This window comes from Alteromonas sp. H02 (assembly GCF_059682525.1).
On the sequence record NZ_CM185021.1, the window covers coordinates 489855 to 507521 of the forward strand.

At 49.3% G+C, this 17667-nt stretch carries 16 protein-coding genes and 4 tRNA genes; 13 read left to right on the top strand and 7 right to left on the bottom strand.

Annotated features, from left to right (window positions below; translation table 11 throughout):
* Nucleotides 1-10: 10 nt before the first annotated feature.
* From murB to tuf, 8 genes are all read left to right on the top strand, one after another.
* Nucleotides 11-1003 (top strand): UDP-N-acetylmuramate dehydrogenase, encoded by a 993-nt coding sequence (gene murB / locus AC566Q_RS02230; protein ID WP_499613183.1) that lies wholly within the window; start codon nucleotides 11-13, stop codon nucleotides 1001-1003.
* Nucleotides 1000-1974: a bifunctional biotin--[acetyl-CoA-carboxylase] ligase/biotin operon repressor BirA gene (gene birA / locus AC566Q_RS02235; RefSeq protein WP_105933366.1), complete on the top strand. Its 975-nt coding sequence runs from the start codon at nucleotides 1000-1002 to the stop codon at nucleotides 1972-1974. Before murB ends, birA begins: the two co-directional genes overlap by 4 nt.
* Nucleotides 1964-2698 carry a type III pantothenate kinase gene (locus tag AC566Q_RS02240; protein WP_499613186.1) on the top strand — a complete coding sequence of 245 codons (735 nt, stop codon included), beginning with the start codon at nucleotides 1964-1966 and terminating at the stop codon, nucleotides 2696-2698. The genes birA and AC566Q_RS02240 overlap by 11 nt, the downstream gene beginning before the upstream one ends.
* 126 nt (nucleotides 2699-2824) lie before the next feature.
* Nucleotides 2825-2900: transfer RNA gene (locus AC566Q_RS02245), tRNA-Thr, on the top strand.
* Between the two features lie 13 nt (nucleotides 2901-2913).
* Nucleotides 2914-2998, top strand: a tRNA-Tyr gene (locus tag AC566Q_RS02250).
* Between the two features lie 32 nt (nucleotides 2999-3030).
* Nucleotides 3031-3105: transfer RNA gene (locus tag AC566Q_RS02255), tRNA-Gly, on the top strand.
* Between the two features lie 8 nt (nucleotides 3106-3113).
* Nucleotides 3114-3189 (top strand) — tRNA-Thr (locus AC566Q_RS02260).
* A 68-nt stretch (nucleotides 3190-3257) separates the two neighbouring features.
* Entirely contained in the window at nucleotides 3258-4442 is a 1185-nt protein-coding gene (gene tuf / locus AC566Q_RS02265) for an elongation factor Tu (protein ID WP_499613189.1), read from the top strand.
* A gap of 210 nt (nucleotides 4443-4652) precedes the next feature.
* On the opposite strand, the gene AC566Q_RS02270 is transcribed toward tuf, so the two are convergent.
* Nucleotides 4653-5252, bottom strand: coding sequence for a cupin domain-containing protein (locus tag AC566Q_RS02270; protein WP_499613191.1), 600 nt, complete (start codon nucleotides 5250-5252; stop codon nucleotides 4653-4655).
* 519 nt (nucleotides 5253-5771) lie between these two features.
* Between AC566Q_RS02270 and AC566Q_RS02275 the strand changes: the two genes are divergently transcribed.
* From AC566Q_RS02275 to AC566Q_RS02285, 3 genes are all read left to right on the top strand, one after another.
* Nucleotides 5772-6800 carry a chemotaxis protein gene (locus tag AC566Q_RS02275; protein WP_499613194.1) on the top strand — a complete coding sequence of 343 codons (1029 nt, stop codon included), beginning with the start codon at nucleotides 5772-5774 and terminating at the stop codon, nucleotides 6798-6800.
* A 20-nt stretch (nucleotides 6801-6820) separates the two neighbouring features.
* Entirely contained in the window at nucleotides 6821-7873 is a 1053-nt protein-coding gene (locus tag AC566Q_RS02280; protein ID WP_499613197.1) for an aldo/keto reductase, read from the top strand.
* A 74-nt stretch (nucleotides 7874-7947) separates the two neighbouring features.
* Nucleotides 7948-9114 carry a Na/Pi symporter gene (locus AC566Q_RS02285; protein ID WP_105933779.1) on the top strand — a complete coding sequence of 389 codons (1167 nt, stop codon included), beginning with the start codon at nucleotides 7948-7950 and terminating at the stop codon, nucleotides 9112-9114.
* 83 nt (nucleotides 9115-9197) lie between these two features.
* Here the strand turns inward: AC566Q_RS02285 and AC566Q_RS02290 are convergent, their stop codons facing one another.
* Nucleotides 9198-10361, bottom strand: a complete 1164-nt coding sequence (locus AC566Q_RS02290; RefSeq protein ID WP_105933780.1) for a DcaP family trimeric outer membrane transporter — start codon at nucleotides 10359-10361, stop codon at nucleotides 9198-9200.
* A gap of 260 nt (nucleotides 10362-10621) precedes the next feature.
* Here AC566Q_RS02290 and acs point away from each other — a divergent pair, with 260 nt between their 5' ends.
* Both acs and AC566Q_RS02300 read left to right on the top strand, forming a co-directional pair.
* Nucleotides 10622-12568, top strand: coding sequence for an acetate--CoA ligase (acs, locus tag AC566Q_RS02295; RefSeq protein ID WP_105933781.1), 1947 nt, complete (start codon nucleotides 10622-10624; stop codon nucleotides 12566-12568).
* A gap of 11 nt (nucleotides 12569-12579) precedes the next feature.
* Complete coding sequence (locus AC566Q_RS02300; RefSeq protein WP_105933782.1) at nucleotides 12580-13233, top strand: response regulator transcription factor; 654 nt, start codon at nucleotides 12580-12582, stop codon at nucleotides 13231-13233.
* Between the two features lie 5 nt (nucleotides 13234-13238).
* Here AC566Q_RS02300 and AC566Q_RS02305 read toward each other — a convergent pair whose 3' ends face one another.
* The 5 genes from AC566Q_RS02305 to rimK form a co-directional block, all read right to left on the bottom strand.
* Entirely contained in the window at nucleotides 13239-14141 is a 903-nt protein-coding gene (locus tag AC566Q_RS02305; protein WP_499613201.1) for a transporter substrate-binding domain-containing protein, read from the bottom strand.
* An 8-nt stretch (nucleotides 14142-14149) separates the two neighbouring features.
* Entirely contained in the window at nucleotides 14150-15019 is an 870-nt protein-coding gene (locus AC566Q_RS02310) for a type 2 periplasmic-binding domain-containing protein (protein WP_499613204.1), read from the bottom strand.
* Between the two features lie 137 nt (nucleotides 15020-15156).
* Nucleotides 15157-15603, bottom strand: coding sequence for an ATP-dependent zinc protease family protein (locus AC566Q_RS02315; RefSeq protein WP_499613206.1), 447 nt, complete (start codon nucleotides 15601-15603; stop codon nucleotides 15157-15159).
* Entirely contained in the window at nucleotides 15604-16635 is a 1032-nt protein-coding gene (locus tag AC566Q_RS02320; RefSeq protein ID WP_499613209.1) for a succinylglutamate desuccinylase/aspartoacylase family protein, read from the bottom strand.
* A complete protein-coding gene (gene rimK / locus AC566Q_RS02325) occupies nucleotides 16635-17540 on the bottom strand; it encodes a 30S ribosomal protein S6--L-glutamate ligase (protein ID WP_499613210.1) in 906 nt (301 codons plus the stop codon). The genes AC566Q_RS02320 and rimK overlap by 1 nt, the downstream gene beginning before the upstream one ends.
* Nucleotides 17541-17667 lie beyond the last annotated feature (127 nt).

A 17667-nucleotide genomic window follows, 5' to 3' on the forward strand; every position in this document is an offset into this window, starting at 1 on the left:
GTCTGTGTCTATGCCTGATTTATCCCAACGCCATACTTTTGGTATCGCCAGTCGTTGCCGCGTGCTCCACGAATTTTGCTCGGTGCAGCAACTTCTCGATTTATACCCCCGCGAAACCCCTTGTTACATCATGGGGGAGGGAAGTAATACGATTTTTACCGAAGACTATGATGGTCAGGTGCTGGTGAACAAAATAACCGGCGTTGAAGCTTGTCATGAGCCCGGTGGCGTGAGCCTGCGGGTGGGCGCTGGTGAAAACTGGCATACACTGGTGGCCTATACCATAGAGCAAGGTTGGGGAGGCCTGGAAAACCTCGCGCTGATCCCTGGTTCTGTAGGTGCCGCCCCCATTCAGAATATTGGTGCATACGGCCTGGAAGTCGGCGAACGTATCAGTCAGGTAGAGGTGGTAGATGTTATCACCGGCCAGACATTCACATTAACCCGGGACGAATGCCAGTTTGGTTACCGGGACAGCCGCTTCAAACGCGCCGAGGCAAAGCACTGGGTCGTCACCCACGTGCACTTCTGGCTGGCCAACGATATTGCACCGGTAACGGCTTACGCAGAGCTGGAAGCGCTGGATAACCCAACACCTGTTGAGATTTTCAATAAGGTGATAGAGGTGCGCCAGCAGAAACTACCGGATCCTGCGGTGCTGGGTAACGCCGGCAGTTTTTTCAAAAACCCGACTATCACTACCACTGAGTATGCAGCACTGAAAAAGTCGCATCCGACTATTCCTGGCTTTGTGGTGAATGACCAACAGGTAAAAGTACCGGCGGCCTGGCTAATTGATAACGCCGGTTTTAAAGGCCAGTGCATCGACGGCGTTTGTTGTTATCATCGCCAGCCGTTGGTGCTGGTTAATCAACATCAGGCTACGGGTGAAGCACTGCTTGCGTTGGCCCGGGCGATTCAGCAAAAGGTCTCACAGCTATTTTCTGTCACGCTGGCGCCCGAAGTGAGACTACTGGGTAAACAAGGACGTATAGAACTATGAAACATAAATCCCGCGAGGTAAGGCAACAGCTACTTTGCTTGCTGGCGGACGGCGACTTTCACTCCGGTGAAACCCTGGCCCAGACATTAAACCTGTCCCGCACTGCTATTGCCGGGCATATCAACCAGCTAATTGACTGGGGCCTGGACGTCTTCAAGGTAAAAGGCAAGGGCTATAAATTAAATCGCCCGCTTAAGCTGCTCGATACTGAAACCATTACCGGTGCTTTTTGCAATAAGCCTTATGCCGACATCAGTGTGCTGCAGGTAATCGAATCAACCAATACCGAACTGAAAAACACCGACCGTGTGCGGGCGAATGGCGATACGGTACTGGCTGAGATCCAAACCGCTGGTCGCGGCCGCCATGGTCGCCAATGGCTGGCGCCGGTGGGCGGCAGTTTAACATTTTCCATGTACTGGCGTTTTAATGATGGCTATCAGGGCATGGCTGGTTTGTCATTATTAGTTGGCATAGCCATATGCCGGGCATTACGAGACTGCGGTGTGGAAGAAGCACGCCTTAAGTGGCCAAACGATGTGTACCTGTATGGTAAAAAGCTGGCCGGGGTCTTAATTGAAGTGGAAGGCCAGATTGGCGCCCCCGCCGATTGTATTATCGGCATCGGGCTGAATGTTATGGTACCGGCTCACGAATACGATGTCGGCCAGCCGCATACCGATTTAAGTCAGGTTCTCGGCCCCGATGTCGATCGGAATGAGGTAGCGGCCCGTATCATTGAACAACTCTGGACATTACTGCCTGATTTTTCCCAGCGTGGTTTCGAACCGTATATCGAAGAATGGCAACACCTGGACTGGTTTGCCGACCGCACTGTGGTAATCAAAACAGGCGACAAACGAATCAGTGGCATAAACCGGGGCATCGACGCCAGTGGCGCGCTGCTGCTGGAAACAGCAGACGGCATAACCCGGTTCCACGGAGGCGAGGTAAGTTTACGTGCAAACTAACAGCGTATTGCTGGTGGATATTGGCAACACCCGAATTAAGTACCGTTTATTAACTGATGATGCCGATAACGTCACAACGGTGGATGACTTGTCGGCATTGATTACTTATATAGAGGCCGCACCGGTTACGCATTTATATATTGCTAATGTGGGTAAGCCGGCGGTGGAAGAAGCGCTGGCACAATTATGTAACGAACAACAGATGACATTTTGCGCGGTAAAAACAGAAAGCGACGCATTTGGTATTACTAACAGTTACCAGAATCCACAAAAAATGGGTGTGGATCGCTGGCTGGCCATTTTAGGTGCGGCAAAATTAACCGATAAACCTTTTGCTGTTATTGATGCCGGTACAGCCGTAACGGTAGATTTTGTGGCAGGTGGTCAACATTTAGGCGGTTGGATAGCACCAGGCTTTCATACAATGAAAAAAGCATTGCTGTCGAATACCACCCGGGTTTTCGAAAATGAGACCGTGCCGGAACAATTAATGGCTGCCAGTGACACCGAAGAATGTGTGGCCATGGGATGCTTAGCGGCATTGCAGGGCGTTTTTTGGTCAGCTAAGCGCCGATTAAATAATCAATTCAAAGAAAATGTCATAATTTTTACCGGTGGCGACAAAAAACTGCTGACAAGTGCTTGCGACGGTGATAGTCTCACCGCCGCGAATTTGGTGATAGACGGCCTTGCCCGCTATGCTGAAAAAGCTTCTTTTGGTTGATTTTGTTCAATTAAACGACAGGGTGGTAAATTAATGACCACTCAGTCAAAAAAAAGAAAATTTTTCGCAAAAGCCTATTGCACTGAGTGATTCATTACTCTAGAATTCGCACCCACTTGATGAGGAGCCGACTTAGCTCAGTTGGTAGAGCAACTGACTTGTAATCAGTAGGTCGCCAGTTCGATTCCGGCAGTCGGCACCATTCATCAATCTCTGGAGGGGTACCCAAGCGGTCAACGGGAGCAGACTGTAAATCTGCCGGCTCAGCCTTCGCAGGTTCGAATCCTGCCCCCTCCACCACTTTCTATGAGTGTGGCAAGAGAATTAGGAATGCGGGCATCGTATAATGGCTATTACCTCAGCCTTCCAAGCTGATGATGCGGGTTCGATTCCCGCTGCCCGCTCCAAGTCCCGTGCTGATATAGCTCAGTTGGTAGAGCGCACCCTTGGTAAGGGTGAGGTCGGCAGTTCAAATCTGCCTATCAGCACCATTTCTCCCCAGCTCATGTAATAATACGTAAATTCACCTAACATTGTACTTTGCTGGGATATTAGAAAAATGGCAAAAGAAAAGTTTGAACGTTCGAAACCCCATGTAAACGTGGGTACTATCGGCCACGTTGACCACGGTAAAACCACTCTGACTGCAGCAATCACTACTGTTCTTGCAAAGACTTACGGTGGTGCGGCTCAGGCGTTTGATCAAATCGATAACGCGCCTGAAGAAAAAGCACGTGGTATCACCATCTCTACTTCACACGTAGAGTATGACACTCCAAGTCGTCACTACGCACACGTAGACTGTCCTGGACACGCTGACTATGTTAAAAACATGATCACTGGTGCTGCTCAGATGGACGGCGCGATCCTGGTAGTTGCTGCAACTGACGGCCCTATGCCTCAGACTCGTGAGCACATCCTGCTTGGTCGTCAGGTAGGCGTACCTTACATCATCGTATTCATGAACAAATGTGACATGGTTGATGATGAAGAGCTGCTTGAGCTGGTCGAAATGGAAGTTCGTGAACTGTTATCAGAATACGATTTCCCAGGTGATGACCTGCCAGTAATCCAGGGTTCTGCACTGAAAGCCCTTGAAGGCGATGCAGCTTGGGAAGCGAAAATTGTTGAGTTAGGTGAAGCCCTGGATTCATACATCCCAGAGCCAGAGCGTGACATCGATAAGCCGTTCATCCTGCCAATCGAAGACGTATTCTCAATCTCAGGCCGTGGTACTGTTGTAACTGGTCGTGTTGAGCAAGGTATCGTTAAAGTAGGTGAAGAAGTAGAAATCGTTGGTATCAAAGATACTACCAAGACTACTTGTACCGGTGTTGAAATGTTCCGTAAGCTGCTTGACGAAGGTCGTGCAGGTGAGAACGTTGGTGTTCTGTTACGTGGTACCAAGCGTGATGACGTAGAGCGTGGTCAGGTACTGGCTAAGCCAGGTTCAATCACTCCACACACCAAGTTTGAAGCGGAAGTATACGTACTGTCTAAAGATGAAGGCGGTCGTCACACTCCATTCTTCAAAGGTTACCGTCCACAGTTCTACTTCCGTACCACTGACGTAACCGGTGCTGTTCAACTGCCAGAAGGCGTTGAAATGGTAATGCCTGGTGACAACCTGAAGTTCGAAGTTGAACTGATTGCACCAATCGCGATGGACGAAGGTCTGCGCTTCGCAATCCGTGAAGGTGGCAGAACTGTAGGTGCAGGCGTAGTTTCTAAGATTATTGAATAATAGAAGCTAGCTGCATTCCAAAAAGGTCACTTCGGTGGCCTTTTTTTGTGCCTGTTGGAAAGGTCGTATTAAACCCACGATATCATGTCGGGGGTCCACGCTAAAAAGCGCGCGGGGATGACGATTTATAATCTTGACATCCCGGCCCTCGAGCCGGGATCTCCTTAAAAGGCTGACTCACCAGACACAGCCTTTTCGCTGAGGAAGTATTTATTGAGACGGAGGCGGCAATAAAGCTAATGCTGAAGGTGGCAGAGCAGACATATCAATGATCACGCCTTTCTTTGCTGCTTCCCGACCTATAATAGCGCCGATATCCTGGGGAGACTTAGCGCCGGATGCTGTCACCGCAGCCTCTACGGCACCAAAGAATTCCTGAAAGTGCCCAGGCGCAACCATTACCAGTAACTGAGCAGGCTCATCGTAAGGATTCCAGAAACCGTGCTGATTGTTGCGTGGCAATGACGCTACCGTGCCAGACTCGGCAATCACCTCATCGGTCCCATTCAGAAAATGTACCGTACCGTCTAACACGATGAATATTTCATCTTCATTGGTATGGGTATGCGGCGGAGCGCCGAGTGACTTTGCCGGCAATATTTCCTCGAACAGGCCAATTTCGGAAGGTAAATCACCCGCTTTAACATGTTGGTATATAGGCCTGCCGGTATAGATTATGGGCTTACCTTCACCAAGCTTAGTAAAGGTAGCGTGGTATTCATCATGGGACGATTCGTGTTGATGTGCAAAAACGGGAGTCGCCAGTAAAGCCGCCACACCTACCACCGCACTTAGTGTTACCTTTTTCATAGATACTCCTTGTTATTATCTGCATAAAATATGAGCAATCAATGAGCGGTGGTCAAGTTTTCAACCTGTATCAAAAATTTCTGGTAGCCGGTACAGCTTAAAAAATGCCAGACATAAGGCAGGCTAAAGGTAATCAAATTTTATCCTCTGCCTGTAAAGGGCTCAGAAAATCCAGGTAAGACTATGTTTAAAATAGTAACGTGCCATGCTTTTCAGGCGTTTGGTATCTATATGGTTTACATCAACGTTCTCAATTGGATGACGAACCAGACATTTGAGCTGATTACAGACACAAGCCTACTGCCTTATTTCTTTATATTATCGGCTTGTAATCTGTTTCTTCGTAAGGAAGAGACAATGATTCAGCGTAGCCTTTCTTCATCGTAACGAACTTAGCGGTGTAGTTATCAGCAAAATATGACGTCATGTAAACGTCATAAATCTGGGGTAGCGTCGGGCTTTATTTGCCGGCGAGGTAAAGCGATGAAATGGGATTCAATTAAGTCCCGGTTACTCCTTATGACAACTTTATGTGTGCTGGGCATGGTGTTAATGACCATTAACCAGCACTATTTTGGTCAGAAGTTAAGTGCGCTGAACGAACAGAATGTAGCGTTACAGCAAATGCAAACTGACTTACTGCAGTTAAGGCGTCACGAAAAAGATTTTTTACTGCGCCATGACCGTCGCTACATCGATCAGTTTCGTGAGCAATACCAACGTTTTATCGCTACTATTAACAGCCTCGACCAAGTCATTGGCCAATATGAATTACCCGCTAGCCTGGTCAGCGATATCGCAATAAATAGCGAACTTTACGCTCGCCATTTTTATAAATTGACTCAGTTGATGGAAGTTTACGGTCTCACCGCAGACACGGGCATCAACGGCGAACTGCGCCAGCTTTCCACGGCGTTAAATGCCCGGGCTGAAGAGCTTACGCCAGCCCTGGTAAATTTGCTGGGGCGAACTACTTATCTGGCTGCCGACTATCAGCTTATCGCCGATCCGGAAACGCTGGAAGCGCTCAGACAAACGCTGTCAGTCATACTTAGCAGTCAATCGTTACCTGTGGAAGTAGAACGTCTGCTGATTGATTTTCGCCAGCAGGTGAATCGCCTGGCTAAGGTGAAGCAGCAAATCGGCCTTACCGAACAGCAGGGCCTGCGCGGTCAGTTTCGCCAACAAGCCCATCGGGTTGAAGAGGATCTTAAAGCGCTGGATAACGCCTTACAGCCAGTGCTGGTATCACACAAAGAACAGGCTACAGTGTTCAGTACGGTTATTGCTGTACTGACGTCAGTCGCACTAATCTTGTTACTGGTCAAAAGTTTTGCCACCTTTCACCGGTCTTTTGCTAACTTCGTACTGTTTTTTTACCGCTGTAAACGGCAATATCAACGTATAGACCCAAAGCAACTGGGATTTTCGGAGTTTCGCTCGCTGGCTGCACTGGCCAATGAAATGGTTGAAAGCCGCCGGCAAATTGAGCGGCGACTGGCTAAGTTAGAAGCGACTGACTCAAAGCCCGCGGAGGTTGCACCATAACATTTTAAAAGAGGGCAGCAATGCAATTTAATCAACTAGGTAGCAGTGATTTACAGGTATCGGAAATTTGCCTGGGGACCATGACTTTCGGTATTCAGAATACTCAGCAGGATGCGAACGACCAACTGGATTACGCGATTGATTACGGTATTAACTTTATCGATACCGCCGAAATGTACCCTATTCCGCCTAACGAAGCGACCTACGCTGATACTGAGCGCTTTATTGGAAACTGGCTGGCAGCTAATCAGGATAAGCGTGATAAGCTGGTGTTGATGACTAAAATTGTCGGCAGTGGTCTCGCTTATATTCGTGATGCCAGTCCCATCAGCAGCAAGACCATTGCTATGGCACTGGACGACTCTCTGAAGCGGCTGCAAACTGATTACGTGGATGTGTATCAACTGCACTGGCCAAACCGTACCTCGCCCCATTTTGCCAAACACTGGCCCTGGCGCACTAACCCACAGGATACTGATGTGGAGCACGAGCGCGAAGGCATGCGCGACATTGTTAAAGGCATTGGTGAGGCAATCGATGCCGGTAAAATCCGTCACTGGGGGCTCTCTGATGATACTCCTTGGGGGATCCATACATTTTTAACCCTGTGTCAGGAAATGGGTGTGCCAAAGCCGGTTTCCATCCAGAATGAGTTCAGCCTGTTACATCTAAAAGACTGGCCTTATCTGATTGAGACCTGTGTATTTGAAAACATTGCTTACCTGCCCTGGTCGCCACTGGCAACCGGATTGCTAACCGGTAAATACCAGAATGATGAACGACCTAAAGGCAGTCGCTGGACCTTTGTGCAGCGTCAGGGATTATTCAGAAATACCATCGAGGCGCACGAGGCGACGGCGCGCTATCTGGAAGTTGCCGAGCGCGCTAAAATTACCCCCGCACAATTGGCGCTGGCCTGGTGTAAGCAGGTCCCCGGCGTGACATCTACCATTATTGGCGCAACCAGTGTGGCACAGTTGAAAGAGAATATTGAAGCCTTTGAAATAAACCTGTCAGAAGACACCAAGAGACAAATCAACCAGGTAATCAAGCGCTACCCTATACCGTTCTAGGGCGTTTACCCCTTCATCGATTTGTCATGTAACGTCCATAGACTGAAGGTTGGTTTACTTTCCACCTTCGGTTTATGTCCACATCATCACTTCCATTAGGCAGCCAGGCGGGCGCTGCACCTCAACCAAACCGCCATCAGTGGGTGGTCTTACTAGGGCTTATATACCTCATGCTGGTTGCCGTATCGGTAATTGGCAATGGTTTTCAGGCGATGACCGCCGGCCATGCAGAGTCACTCTTTGAGTTTGCTGAAAACCCGGTTACTGGACTTATCATCGGTATTCTCGCCACCGCTTTAATTCAGTCATCCAGCACAGTCACCTCGATTATTGTGGCGATGGTGGCCGGTGGCCTTCCCATAACCCTGGCGGTGCCGATGATGATGGGGGCCAATGTTGGCACCAGTATTACCAATACCATTGTGAGTATGGGGCATATAAAAAATGCTGATGAATACCGCAAAGCTTTTCAGGCCGCGACGATTCATGACATTTTTAATCTAATGGCGGTACTGCTCTTCCTGCCATTGGAAATCATGTTCAACCTGCTTGAGAATATCAGTGGCGTATTAGTGAGTTGGATGCACAGCGACGAGGTGCTGGAGGTTGGTGGGTTTAATCCTATTAAAGCGGTCACCTCGCCGGTAAGCAAGCAACTGGAGTCGATGCTATCGGGCTTATCTTCAGGCTTTGCTGGGGCGCTGATGATAGCAGCAGGCATAATTCTGATTATCCTCTCCATTACTTATCTCGGCAAAATAATGAAAGCGCTGATGGTCGGCAAGGCCAAGGCTTTGCTGTACAGCAGTATCGGCCGAGGGCCGGTTTCTGGTATTGCGTCTGGCACGGCGGTAACCGTACTGGTGCAGTCTTCGTCAACCACTACGTCGCTTATGGTGCCGTTAGTCGGCAGTGGCGTACTTACCGCCAGAGATATATATCCTTTTACGCTGGGCGCGAATATCGGTACCTGCATTACCGCGATTATTGCCGCGCTCGGGGTAGGGGGCCTTATGGCAGAACCTGCTCTGCAAATCGCGCTGGTGCATTTTGTTTATAACCTGCTGGCAGTGCTGTTGATTTTTGGCCTACCGTGGTTACGGGAAATCCCGCCGCTGTTGTCTGGAGTGCTGGCTGACAGGGTCGCCAAACAAAAAGTATTGGGTCTGGTGTATATTCTGGGAGTCTTTTTTGCGATGCCTTTCGGCTTTTTATTGTTGTCGGGATTTAAGCTGCCATAAAAAAGGCCACAATCAATGTGGCCAACTTGGGAACAACCGAACACAACGGGCAGCGCGCACACGCTGCCTTTTAAAGTGTAGTCTTAAAAAGCGTACTTCGCAGAAAATTGCACGCGGCTCATATCACCTTCAAGACCTGCATCGGTTTCACGCTTAGCGTAAGCATATTCAGCACCCACCGTAACGGTTTTAGTCATCGAATAAATGTAGTTTACGCGGGCACTGTAGGTTTTGTCGGTGTAATCAACCATGGTGACTTCAGTGACTTGCTCAGCGTCGGCATCGAAGGCCGAAAACATGATGCTGGTGCGGGCTTTGTCGGTCCACATGTGGCGATAAGCCACACCGTAACCAGTTGAATCAATGGCGTCCAGGCTGCCGGTTTCTTCGTTGTACACGGCACCCTGCGCGGCATTCAGTGCAGCATAACGGCCAAGGCCACTACCTGTGAAGAAAGTGAAACGCAGGTCGTCGGTATCACTTAACTTTACCTTTGAGGTAATAGATACACCCATACCGGTATCCGAGGCATCAATACCGCCAACCTCATAAGATAACTGGCGTAAGATACCGGCTACTTTCACGTGACCCCAGTCAGCTTTATGCGTGTAGGCACCAATCACGTCTGGTACTGAGTTGTCGTCTGTCGCACCCACACCTACTACGGTGGTTTCCGGGTTTTCCAGAGCAAAATCAAAACCGTTTTGTGAATAACGCACCATTACCTGACGACCGAAGGTAATCCCATCGGTGGTACCGATAAAGTCCAGAGACTCCGGTAACGCACCCACGTCCATAAAGGTGGTCCAGGTTTGGCCCACTAACCAGTTTTTGTATTTTAAGAAAGCGTGACGCATACGAGGCAGATAAGAGTTAGAAATCCGCTCGTTGTCGTAGTCGCCTTTGGTTATCATGAAATCAAGTTCCAGCACACCTGTGATGCTGTCACCGCCATCTACCGGTGTATTGGTGGTCAGACGAAAGCGAGACTGCCTTGCTTGGCCGTCAAAGCGGCCGCCAATATCATCATCAGAGGCGCCAACAGCAATAGTGGAAGGTACATAAAAATCCCGGTTCAGAGGATGACCTTCACCGTTGGAGTAATCACTGTAGATGCCATCTACTTTGATGTAACCGGTGTATTTAACGTCTGTTGAGCCGATGGTAGCGGCGTTGGCGGATGCCATACCAAAGCCAGCTACTGCCAGTGTTACTGCGCGGGTAATTGTTTTCATAGTGGTTTTCATGTTTCTCGTCCCATTTGTCCAGGAATTGGATGATTGGTAAAAAAAGTGTAAAAATACAGTTAACGAATAATAATTTGGATGAGTTTAGACCAATTGCAAATAAGCGGATGGTCTATAAGACGAAAGTCGTAACACATGGTAAGTAAATAGAATTTTCGCATTCGATAAGACCAAAGTCGCATTTTTCTTTGGTCAGGAACGGCTACATTGATCTATCAACAATATCACTGCTTTTTATTAAAAAATTGGAGGCACATCAAATGACTGCCAGCAAGATATACCCGGTTCCAGAGGACATCAAAGCATCTACACACCTGACTGAAGAGCAATACTTCGAGATGTACAAGAAGTCGGTTGAAGATCCTGAAGGGTTCTGGGGCGAACATGCCAGCACGCTGGATTGGTATACCAAGCCTACAAAAGTAAAAAATACTCACTTCGGCGCCGATGACGTCTCAATTAAATGGTTCGAAGATGGTGAGATCAATGCCAGTTATAACTGTATTGATCGTCACCTGGCTGAAAACGCAAAGAAAACTGCCATTTTCTGGGAAGGCGACTCGCCTGAAGACAGTGATGAAATTAGTTTCCAACAGCTTCATTATGAAGTCTGTAAGCTGGCCAACGGCCTGAAAAAGCTGGGCGTCGAAAAAGGCGACCGCGTTGCTATTTACATGCCGATGGTGCCGCAGGCAGCGTACGCCATGCTGGCGTGTGCGCGCATTGGTGCTGTGCACTCAGTCATTTTTGGTGGTTTCTCGCCAAACGCTATTGCCGACCGTATTAACGACAGCAGTGCCAAGGTAGTAATTACCTGTGACGAAGGCCGTCGTGCCGGTCGCAGTGTACCGCTTAAAGCAAACGTTGACCGCGCGCTGGCCAATGATGCCTGTCCTTCTATCACAAACGTTATCGTGCATAAGTTAACGGGCGGTGATGTTGCCTTTGATGACAGCGTTGATGTGTGGTGGGACTCGCTGGTAGAAGACTGCTCTGCGCAGTGCGAGCCAGAAGTGATGAACGCAGAAGATCCGCTGTTTATTCTGTATACCTCAGGATCTACCGGTACCCCTAAAGGTGTGGTTCACACTACCGGCGGTTACCTGCTATATACGGCAATGACCTTTAAATATGCCTTCGATTATCGCGAAGATGATATTTACTGGTGTACCGCCGATGTGGGTTGGATCACCGGTCACAGCTACATGACCTACGGCCCGCTGATTAACGGTGCTACGCAGGTATTCTTTGAAGGTGTACCCACTTATCCGGATGTACGTCGTATTGCTCAGGTTGTTGAAAAGTACAAAGTAAACTCTCTGTATACTGCGCCTACTGCTATCCGTGCGCTGATGGCCCACGGTGATGCGCCGGTGGAAGGCTGCGATCTGTCTTCTCTGCGTCTGTTAGGTTCGGTAGGTGAGCCAATCAACCCGGAAGCCTGGGAATGGTACTACCGCGTTATCGGTGAAAGCCGTTGTCCTATTATGGATACCTGGTGGCAAACCGAGACCGGCGGTATGATGATCACGCCGCTGCCTGGTGCAACACCACTTAAGCCGGGTTCTGCTTCACGCCCGATGTTCGGTATTCAACCAGCGCTGTTCGACGCAGAAGGTAAAGAGCTGGACGGCGCCAGCGAAGGTAACCTGGTGATTAAAGAAAGCTGGCCTAGCCAGGCCCGCACAGTCTATGGCGACCACGAGCGTTTCATTAATACCTACTTCAGTGCTTATAAAGGCGTTTACTTTACCGGTGACGGTGCCCGTCGTGATGAAGATGGTTACTACTGGATCACTGGCCGCGTAGATGATGTACTCAATGTATCTGGCCACCGTTTAGGTACTGCAGAAATCGAAAGTGCGCTGGTTGCTCACCCTAAAGTGGCAGAAGCTGCGGTAGTGGGTTATCCGCACGATATTAAAGGTCAGGGCATCTACGTGTACATCACACCGAATGAAGGCGTGGAGCCTGACGACGAGCTGACTAAAGAAATCCGTGCCTGGGTACGTACCGAACTGAGCCCAATCGCAACACCGGATATGATCCAATGGTCGCGTGGTCTGCCGAAAACCCGTTCAGGTAAAATTATGCGTCGTATCCTGCGTAAGATTGCAGCTAATGAGCATGAGCAATTAGGCGACACGTCAACGTTGGCGGATCCGTCGGTTGTTGATACACTCATAGAGGAGCGTCTTAACAAGTAAACGGAGTAACAATGATAACGCTGCTGATTGCCGACGATCACCCTTTATACCGCGATGCGCTAAAGGGAGCGTTGTCATTGTCGTTGCCAGACCTCACTATCCTCGAGGCTGGCGACCTTACTGCCACTGCCGACATTCTCGAAAAAGAGGATGTCGACTTGTTATTACTTGATTTACATATGCCGGGCAGTAACGATTTGTTTGGCTTATTACATATCCGTAAACTCTATCCCGACTTACCTGTAGCGGTGGTTTCTGGCACTGAAGATGCGACCATCATCTCTAAAATTGTGGGCGTGGGTGCGCTCGGTTTTATTCCTAAAACCACCAGTGCCGATAACATTGCCAAAGCGGTGGAGGTGATCCTCGACGGCGACATCTGGCTGCCTGAGTCAATCAGCGAAAAAATCGAAGATGTCGACGAAGAGTTCTCAGAACTGGCGGATAAAATGTCAAGCCTTACACCTTCTCAATACAAAGTGCTTTGTTACATGCGTGATGGGCTGCTTAACAAGCAAATCGGCTATAACCTCGATATCGCTGAAGCCACAGTAAAAGCTCACGTTACGGCAATCTTTAAGAAGCTGGGAATCAACAACCGCACCCAGGCGGTTCTGATTGCTTCACAGCTGGAACTGGAACCGCCGGCCACATCAGGCAAATAGTTGTTTTAAAATAAGTGCTCAAGCGGGCTGTCGAAGCGTGCTGTCGCTGCTTTGGTGGCATCGGACAGTAGTGGGTTCTCCAGACTGATAAGCGTTCTGCCTGCGAGCAGGTTACGCGCTCTGATATAGAAATGCTGGGAGGTAAGCAGGCGGGACAAGTCGCCATTGGCGGCGAGAATTGCTAACCCTTTTTCTAACCGGCGGGCGAGCTCGGGTTTGCGCTTAGAGACAAAGAAAAACATCGGGTTATCGTATTGCAGGGTGATGTGGCTGGCAATAACCAGGTCTCTGGATGCCCGCATCGCCAGTTCTTCAAAAACCTCATGGGCTGCTCGGGGAAAGTAATCTGCACTGCCGTCACTGAGCCTCTCAAAGGTTTCATCGTAGCTGTCTGTTATTAACTGAAAACCGTTATAAGTGAGTATACTGTTGTCCGGCCAGCCGGTTCCCTGTATTGCCGTAAGTGCCTTGAGGGTGGCAATAGAAAGCGGCTGCGCAAAGCGCTCGTCGTTTTCTCGTACCAGCATCACCCGATAACCAAATAAGCCGGCGGTTAAAGGCACCCGCACTGCAATGTGCTGCTGCTCCCTTTTTATTGTGGTAATTGACCAGGTAATGTCGGTCAGCCCGAGGGTTAACTCTTCAAACTGTTGTTCCTGAGAAACTACCCGGGCGTCGGGTACCAGTATTACAGGGCCATACTGGTTATCAGTCTGGGCCAGGGCCAGACTCAGTAAGGTTTTGATGTAAAAATAAAATTCACCGGTGCCCGGCTGATAAGTGGGAATATGAATTTCGCTTACTTCACCAAAAGCGGTAGGTTGTGCCAGACCGCTGGCAGACGTGAAAGATAACCAGCCGGCGAGCAGGGTTGCGATGATTAACCTTATCCGTGGTCGTGTTCTCATGCTACTACCTAATCATTATTGGTATAGGGAGCCTGCAGTAATTGCTGATACTGTTCCTCAGCTTCAAGACACTTACCCATAGAGCCATTGTTTACAAGATTGAAAATAGTCCTGTCCTGCAACATTTCCTTCGCGTTTTGAAACCACTGCTGAGATTGCATCAGGGTCTGAAATTTACCGTTTTCCAGGTTGTGGTTAAAGCCCTTAGTCAGTCTTTCAGCGAGCTCTGTATTGCTCTTTTTCACATAAACCAGAAACAATAGCGGATAGCGTAACGCGTGTTGAGGCGCCACCGTGAGCCCTTTGGTTTCGGCTATCTCCATCTCGCCAATGACTTCAGCTATGCCCCTGGGGTAGTAATCGGCCAGGCCTTTCTCAACGGCACGGTAGGCCGAAAAACGGTCTGAAGAGAATAGCGTAAAGCCATTATTCACCAGAATATCGTAGTCGTGCCATTTTGAAGACTGCACTGCAACCAACCCTTTAAGGGTTTCAACTGAGTTAATGGTAGAAAAGCGCTGGTCGTTTTCACGCACGACACTTACCCGAACACCAAAAAGTCCGGCTATCTGAGGGACTAACACGGGTTGATAAGCCTGGTTACGTTTGACAGAGCAGGTCGCCCAGGCGATATCGGTAATGCCCTGGTTTAGATTGCGCAGTTGGCGCTCTTCTTCGACCGGGATCTTCAACCATACAACATCTGTTTCACCATAATCCTGCTCGGTGGCTCTGATGGCCTGCTCCAACTGTACATGAAGGTACTGGATAATAGGGTGTTCTGTAGTGAAGGTCGGTAGCCTAATAACGTCCTTGGCATTACTCTTTACCGAGTAAATTCCAAGTACAACAAGGGCTAAGAGGGCCAGTTTCTTCATGGGCTGCAGACTTCTGTAATCATCACTGTTCCAGTATAGGTGATGGGTTTGTTTCCTGCACAATCGTTAGGCAAAAATTACTGAAGTTATGGTTAAATCCGGAAGCAGGTGCTTCCGGATAGCTTTCATTGGCAGCACTATGGTCGGGTTGGTAGGATAAACTCGTACTCCGGATCTACGTAAAATTTTCCTACCATGGCTTGTCTGCCCAACAGCATCAGATACGTCATTTCTGAACGGTCAGTCAGTGTCAGTTTAATTTTCCATGACCGGGTACCCATCTGCAGGCGCGTGTTTATGACATAGCGCCGCTGCCGGTCAGCGGTAGAGCTTTTAATTTTTTTCTGGCTGAGCACCTTACTTTCGCAGCGTACCGTGCGGGCAACGTCGTGTATATCCGGGTGAATATCAAAGCGGATCCAACGTTCGTTGTCGCGCTCGAATTCTTCGATGTTGTCTACGTGCAGCGAAGACGTTGCGGCGCCGGTATCCACCCGCATGACTAAGTTACTGATCCCCAGTTCTGGCATACTGCCATATTCAAGGGCGCCAATCATTTGTTTGGTTTTACTGGATTTGCTCATTTACAAGGCCACCGTAGTGTCATTAGGAACCAGATCGTCTTGCAGCATTCCCACCTGCTCTGCAACAGTATCCGGTGTTTTAAAATAGGCGATGTGATAAATCGCCTCGCCTTCCTGGGTAAGCGGAATATTCTGTTTACCGATGACGACGCCTTCAGACGGGCTGGTCAGGGTACCCAGAAACTGGCCGTAAGAATCGGCTATTGTGGCCAGTTTATCGCCTTTTTCCACATGATCGCCCAGTTGCGCCAGGTGGTTAATAAAGCCGCTTTCAGGCGCCCGAACCCAACCGCTGGAGCGGGCGATATAGGGTTTAATCGGCACACCTTTGGCGCGGCTTTTATTGAGCATACCCAGATGACGCATGGTGTTGATAATGCCTTTTACCCCGGCCCGAATGGAAAACTCGTCGTAACGCAGGGCCTGCCCGGCTTCGTACAACAGAATTTTGATACCGGCTTCACTGGCTGTAGCACGTAACGAACCATCACGGATATCGGCGTTTAGGAGCACGGGTACTCCAAAGGCCTGCGCCATAGCGAGGACTTCCTCATCGTCGAGATCGGCGCGGATCTGCGGTAAGTTGCTGCGATGAATCGCTCCGGTGTGCAGGTCTATACCGACGTCACACTTACTGACCACTTCATTAAAAAACAAATGTGCCAAACGCCCGGCCAGGCTACCTTTTCGACTGCCCGGAAAGCTGCGGTTCAGGTCCCGTCGGTCGGGTAAATACCGTGACTGATTGAGTACGCCATATACATTAACGGTTGGTACAGCGATGAGTGTGCCCTTTAACCTGTCGATGGCCCGGGATTTAATGAGACGGGCAATGATTTCAATGCCGTTCAGCTCATCACCGTGGATTGCCGCACTCACGAATAACGTAGGGCCTGCACGCTTACCGCGCTTCACATACACCGGAATACTCATACTGGTAGCAGTATAAAGAGGCGGCATATCCAGGGCGATTTTCTTCGTTTCACCCGGCAGTATGGTTTCACCGCCAATCACAAGCCCTTTGGTGGCCATCAGCCTTTTCCTTTCGTTTTAGTTTTATGTGGCTTTGCTGACGTTTCGATAAATTGAATAATCATGCTGGCCACATCTTTGCTGGTCGCTTTTTCGATACCCTCCAAACCGGGCGAGGAGTTTACTTCCATCACCACGGGACCGCGTGAAGAACGTAAAATGTCTACACCACAACAGTTTAAGCCCATGGTTTTCGCGGCGTTGATAGCGGTTTTTCGCTCTGCTGGCGACAAGCGAACCAGGCTGGCTGAACCACCACGGTGCAGATTAGAACGAAACTCCCCCGGTGCTGCCTGGCGTTTCATTGCGGCAATTACTTTGCCACCAACAACGAAACAGCGAATATCGGCACCACCGGCTTCTTTAATGTATTCCTGAACCAGAATGCTGGCATTAAGACCCATAAAGGCTTCGATCATTGCCTCAGCCGTTTTTTGAGTTTCAGCCAGTACCACGCCGATACCCTGAGTGCCCTCAAGTAATTTAATCACCACGGGCGCGCCGCCAACGTTTTTAATAACATCGTCAACTTTATCCGGGTGGTGAGCAAAGCCGGTACGGGGCATGCCAATCCCTTTACGGGATAAAAGCTGTAAAGAACGCAGTTTGTCCCGTGAGCGGCTGATGGCCACCGATTCGTTGATGCTGTAAGTGCCCATCATTTCAAACTGACGTACCACCGAGGTGCCATAAAAGGTCACCGATGCCCCAATGCGCGGAATAACCGCATCATAGTCAGGTAGTCTCTCACCTTTATAGCGAACCGACGGATCGCTGCTGGTAATGTCCATATAGCAGTGCATGGTGTCTATGATATCCACGGTGTGTCCACGCTCCTCTGCAGCTTCTTTGAGGCGGCGGGTAGAGTAAAGGCGGGGATTTCGGGATAGTATTGCAATTCGCATGGTTCAGCCTAATTCTGGTTGCGGCAAAAAACGGCATACTTTGCCTTGTGTGAGAGTAATGTAAAGTAAATAAAATTTGTCGTGACGGTGATAAATATTGAGTAATAACAACACTCACCGTCTACCG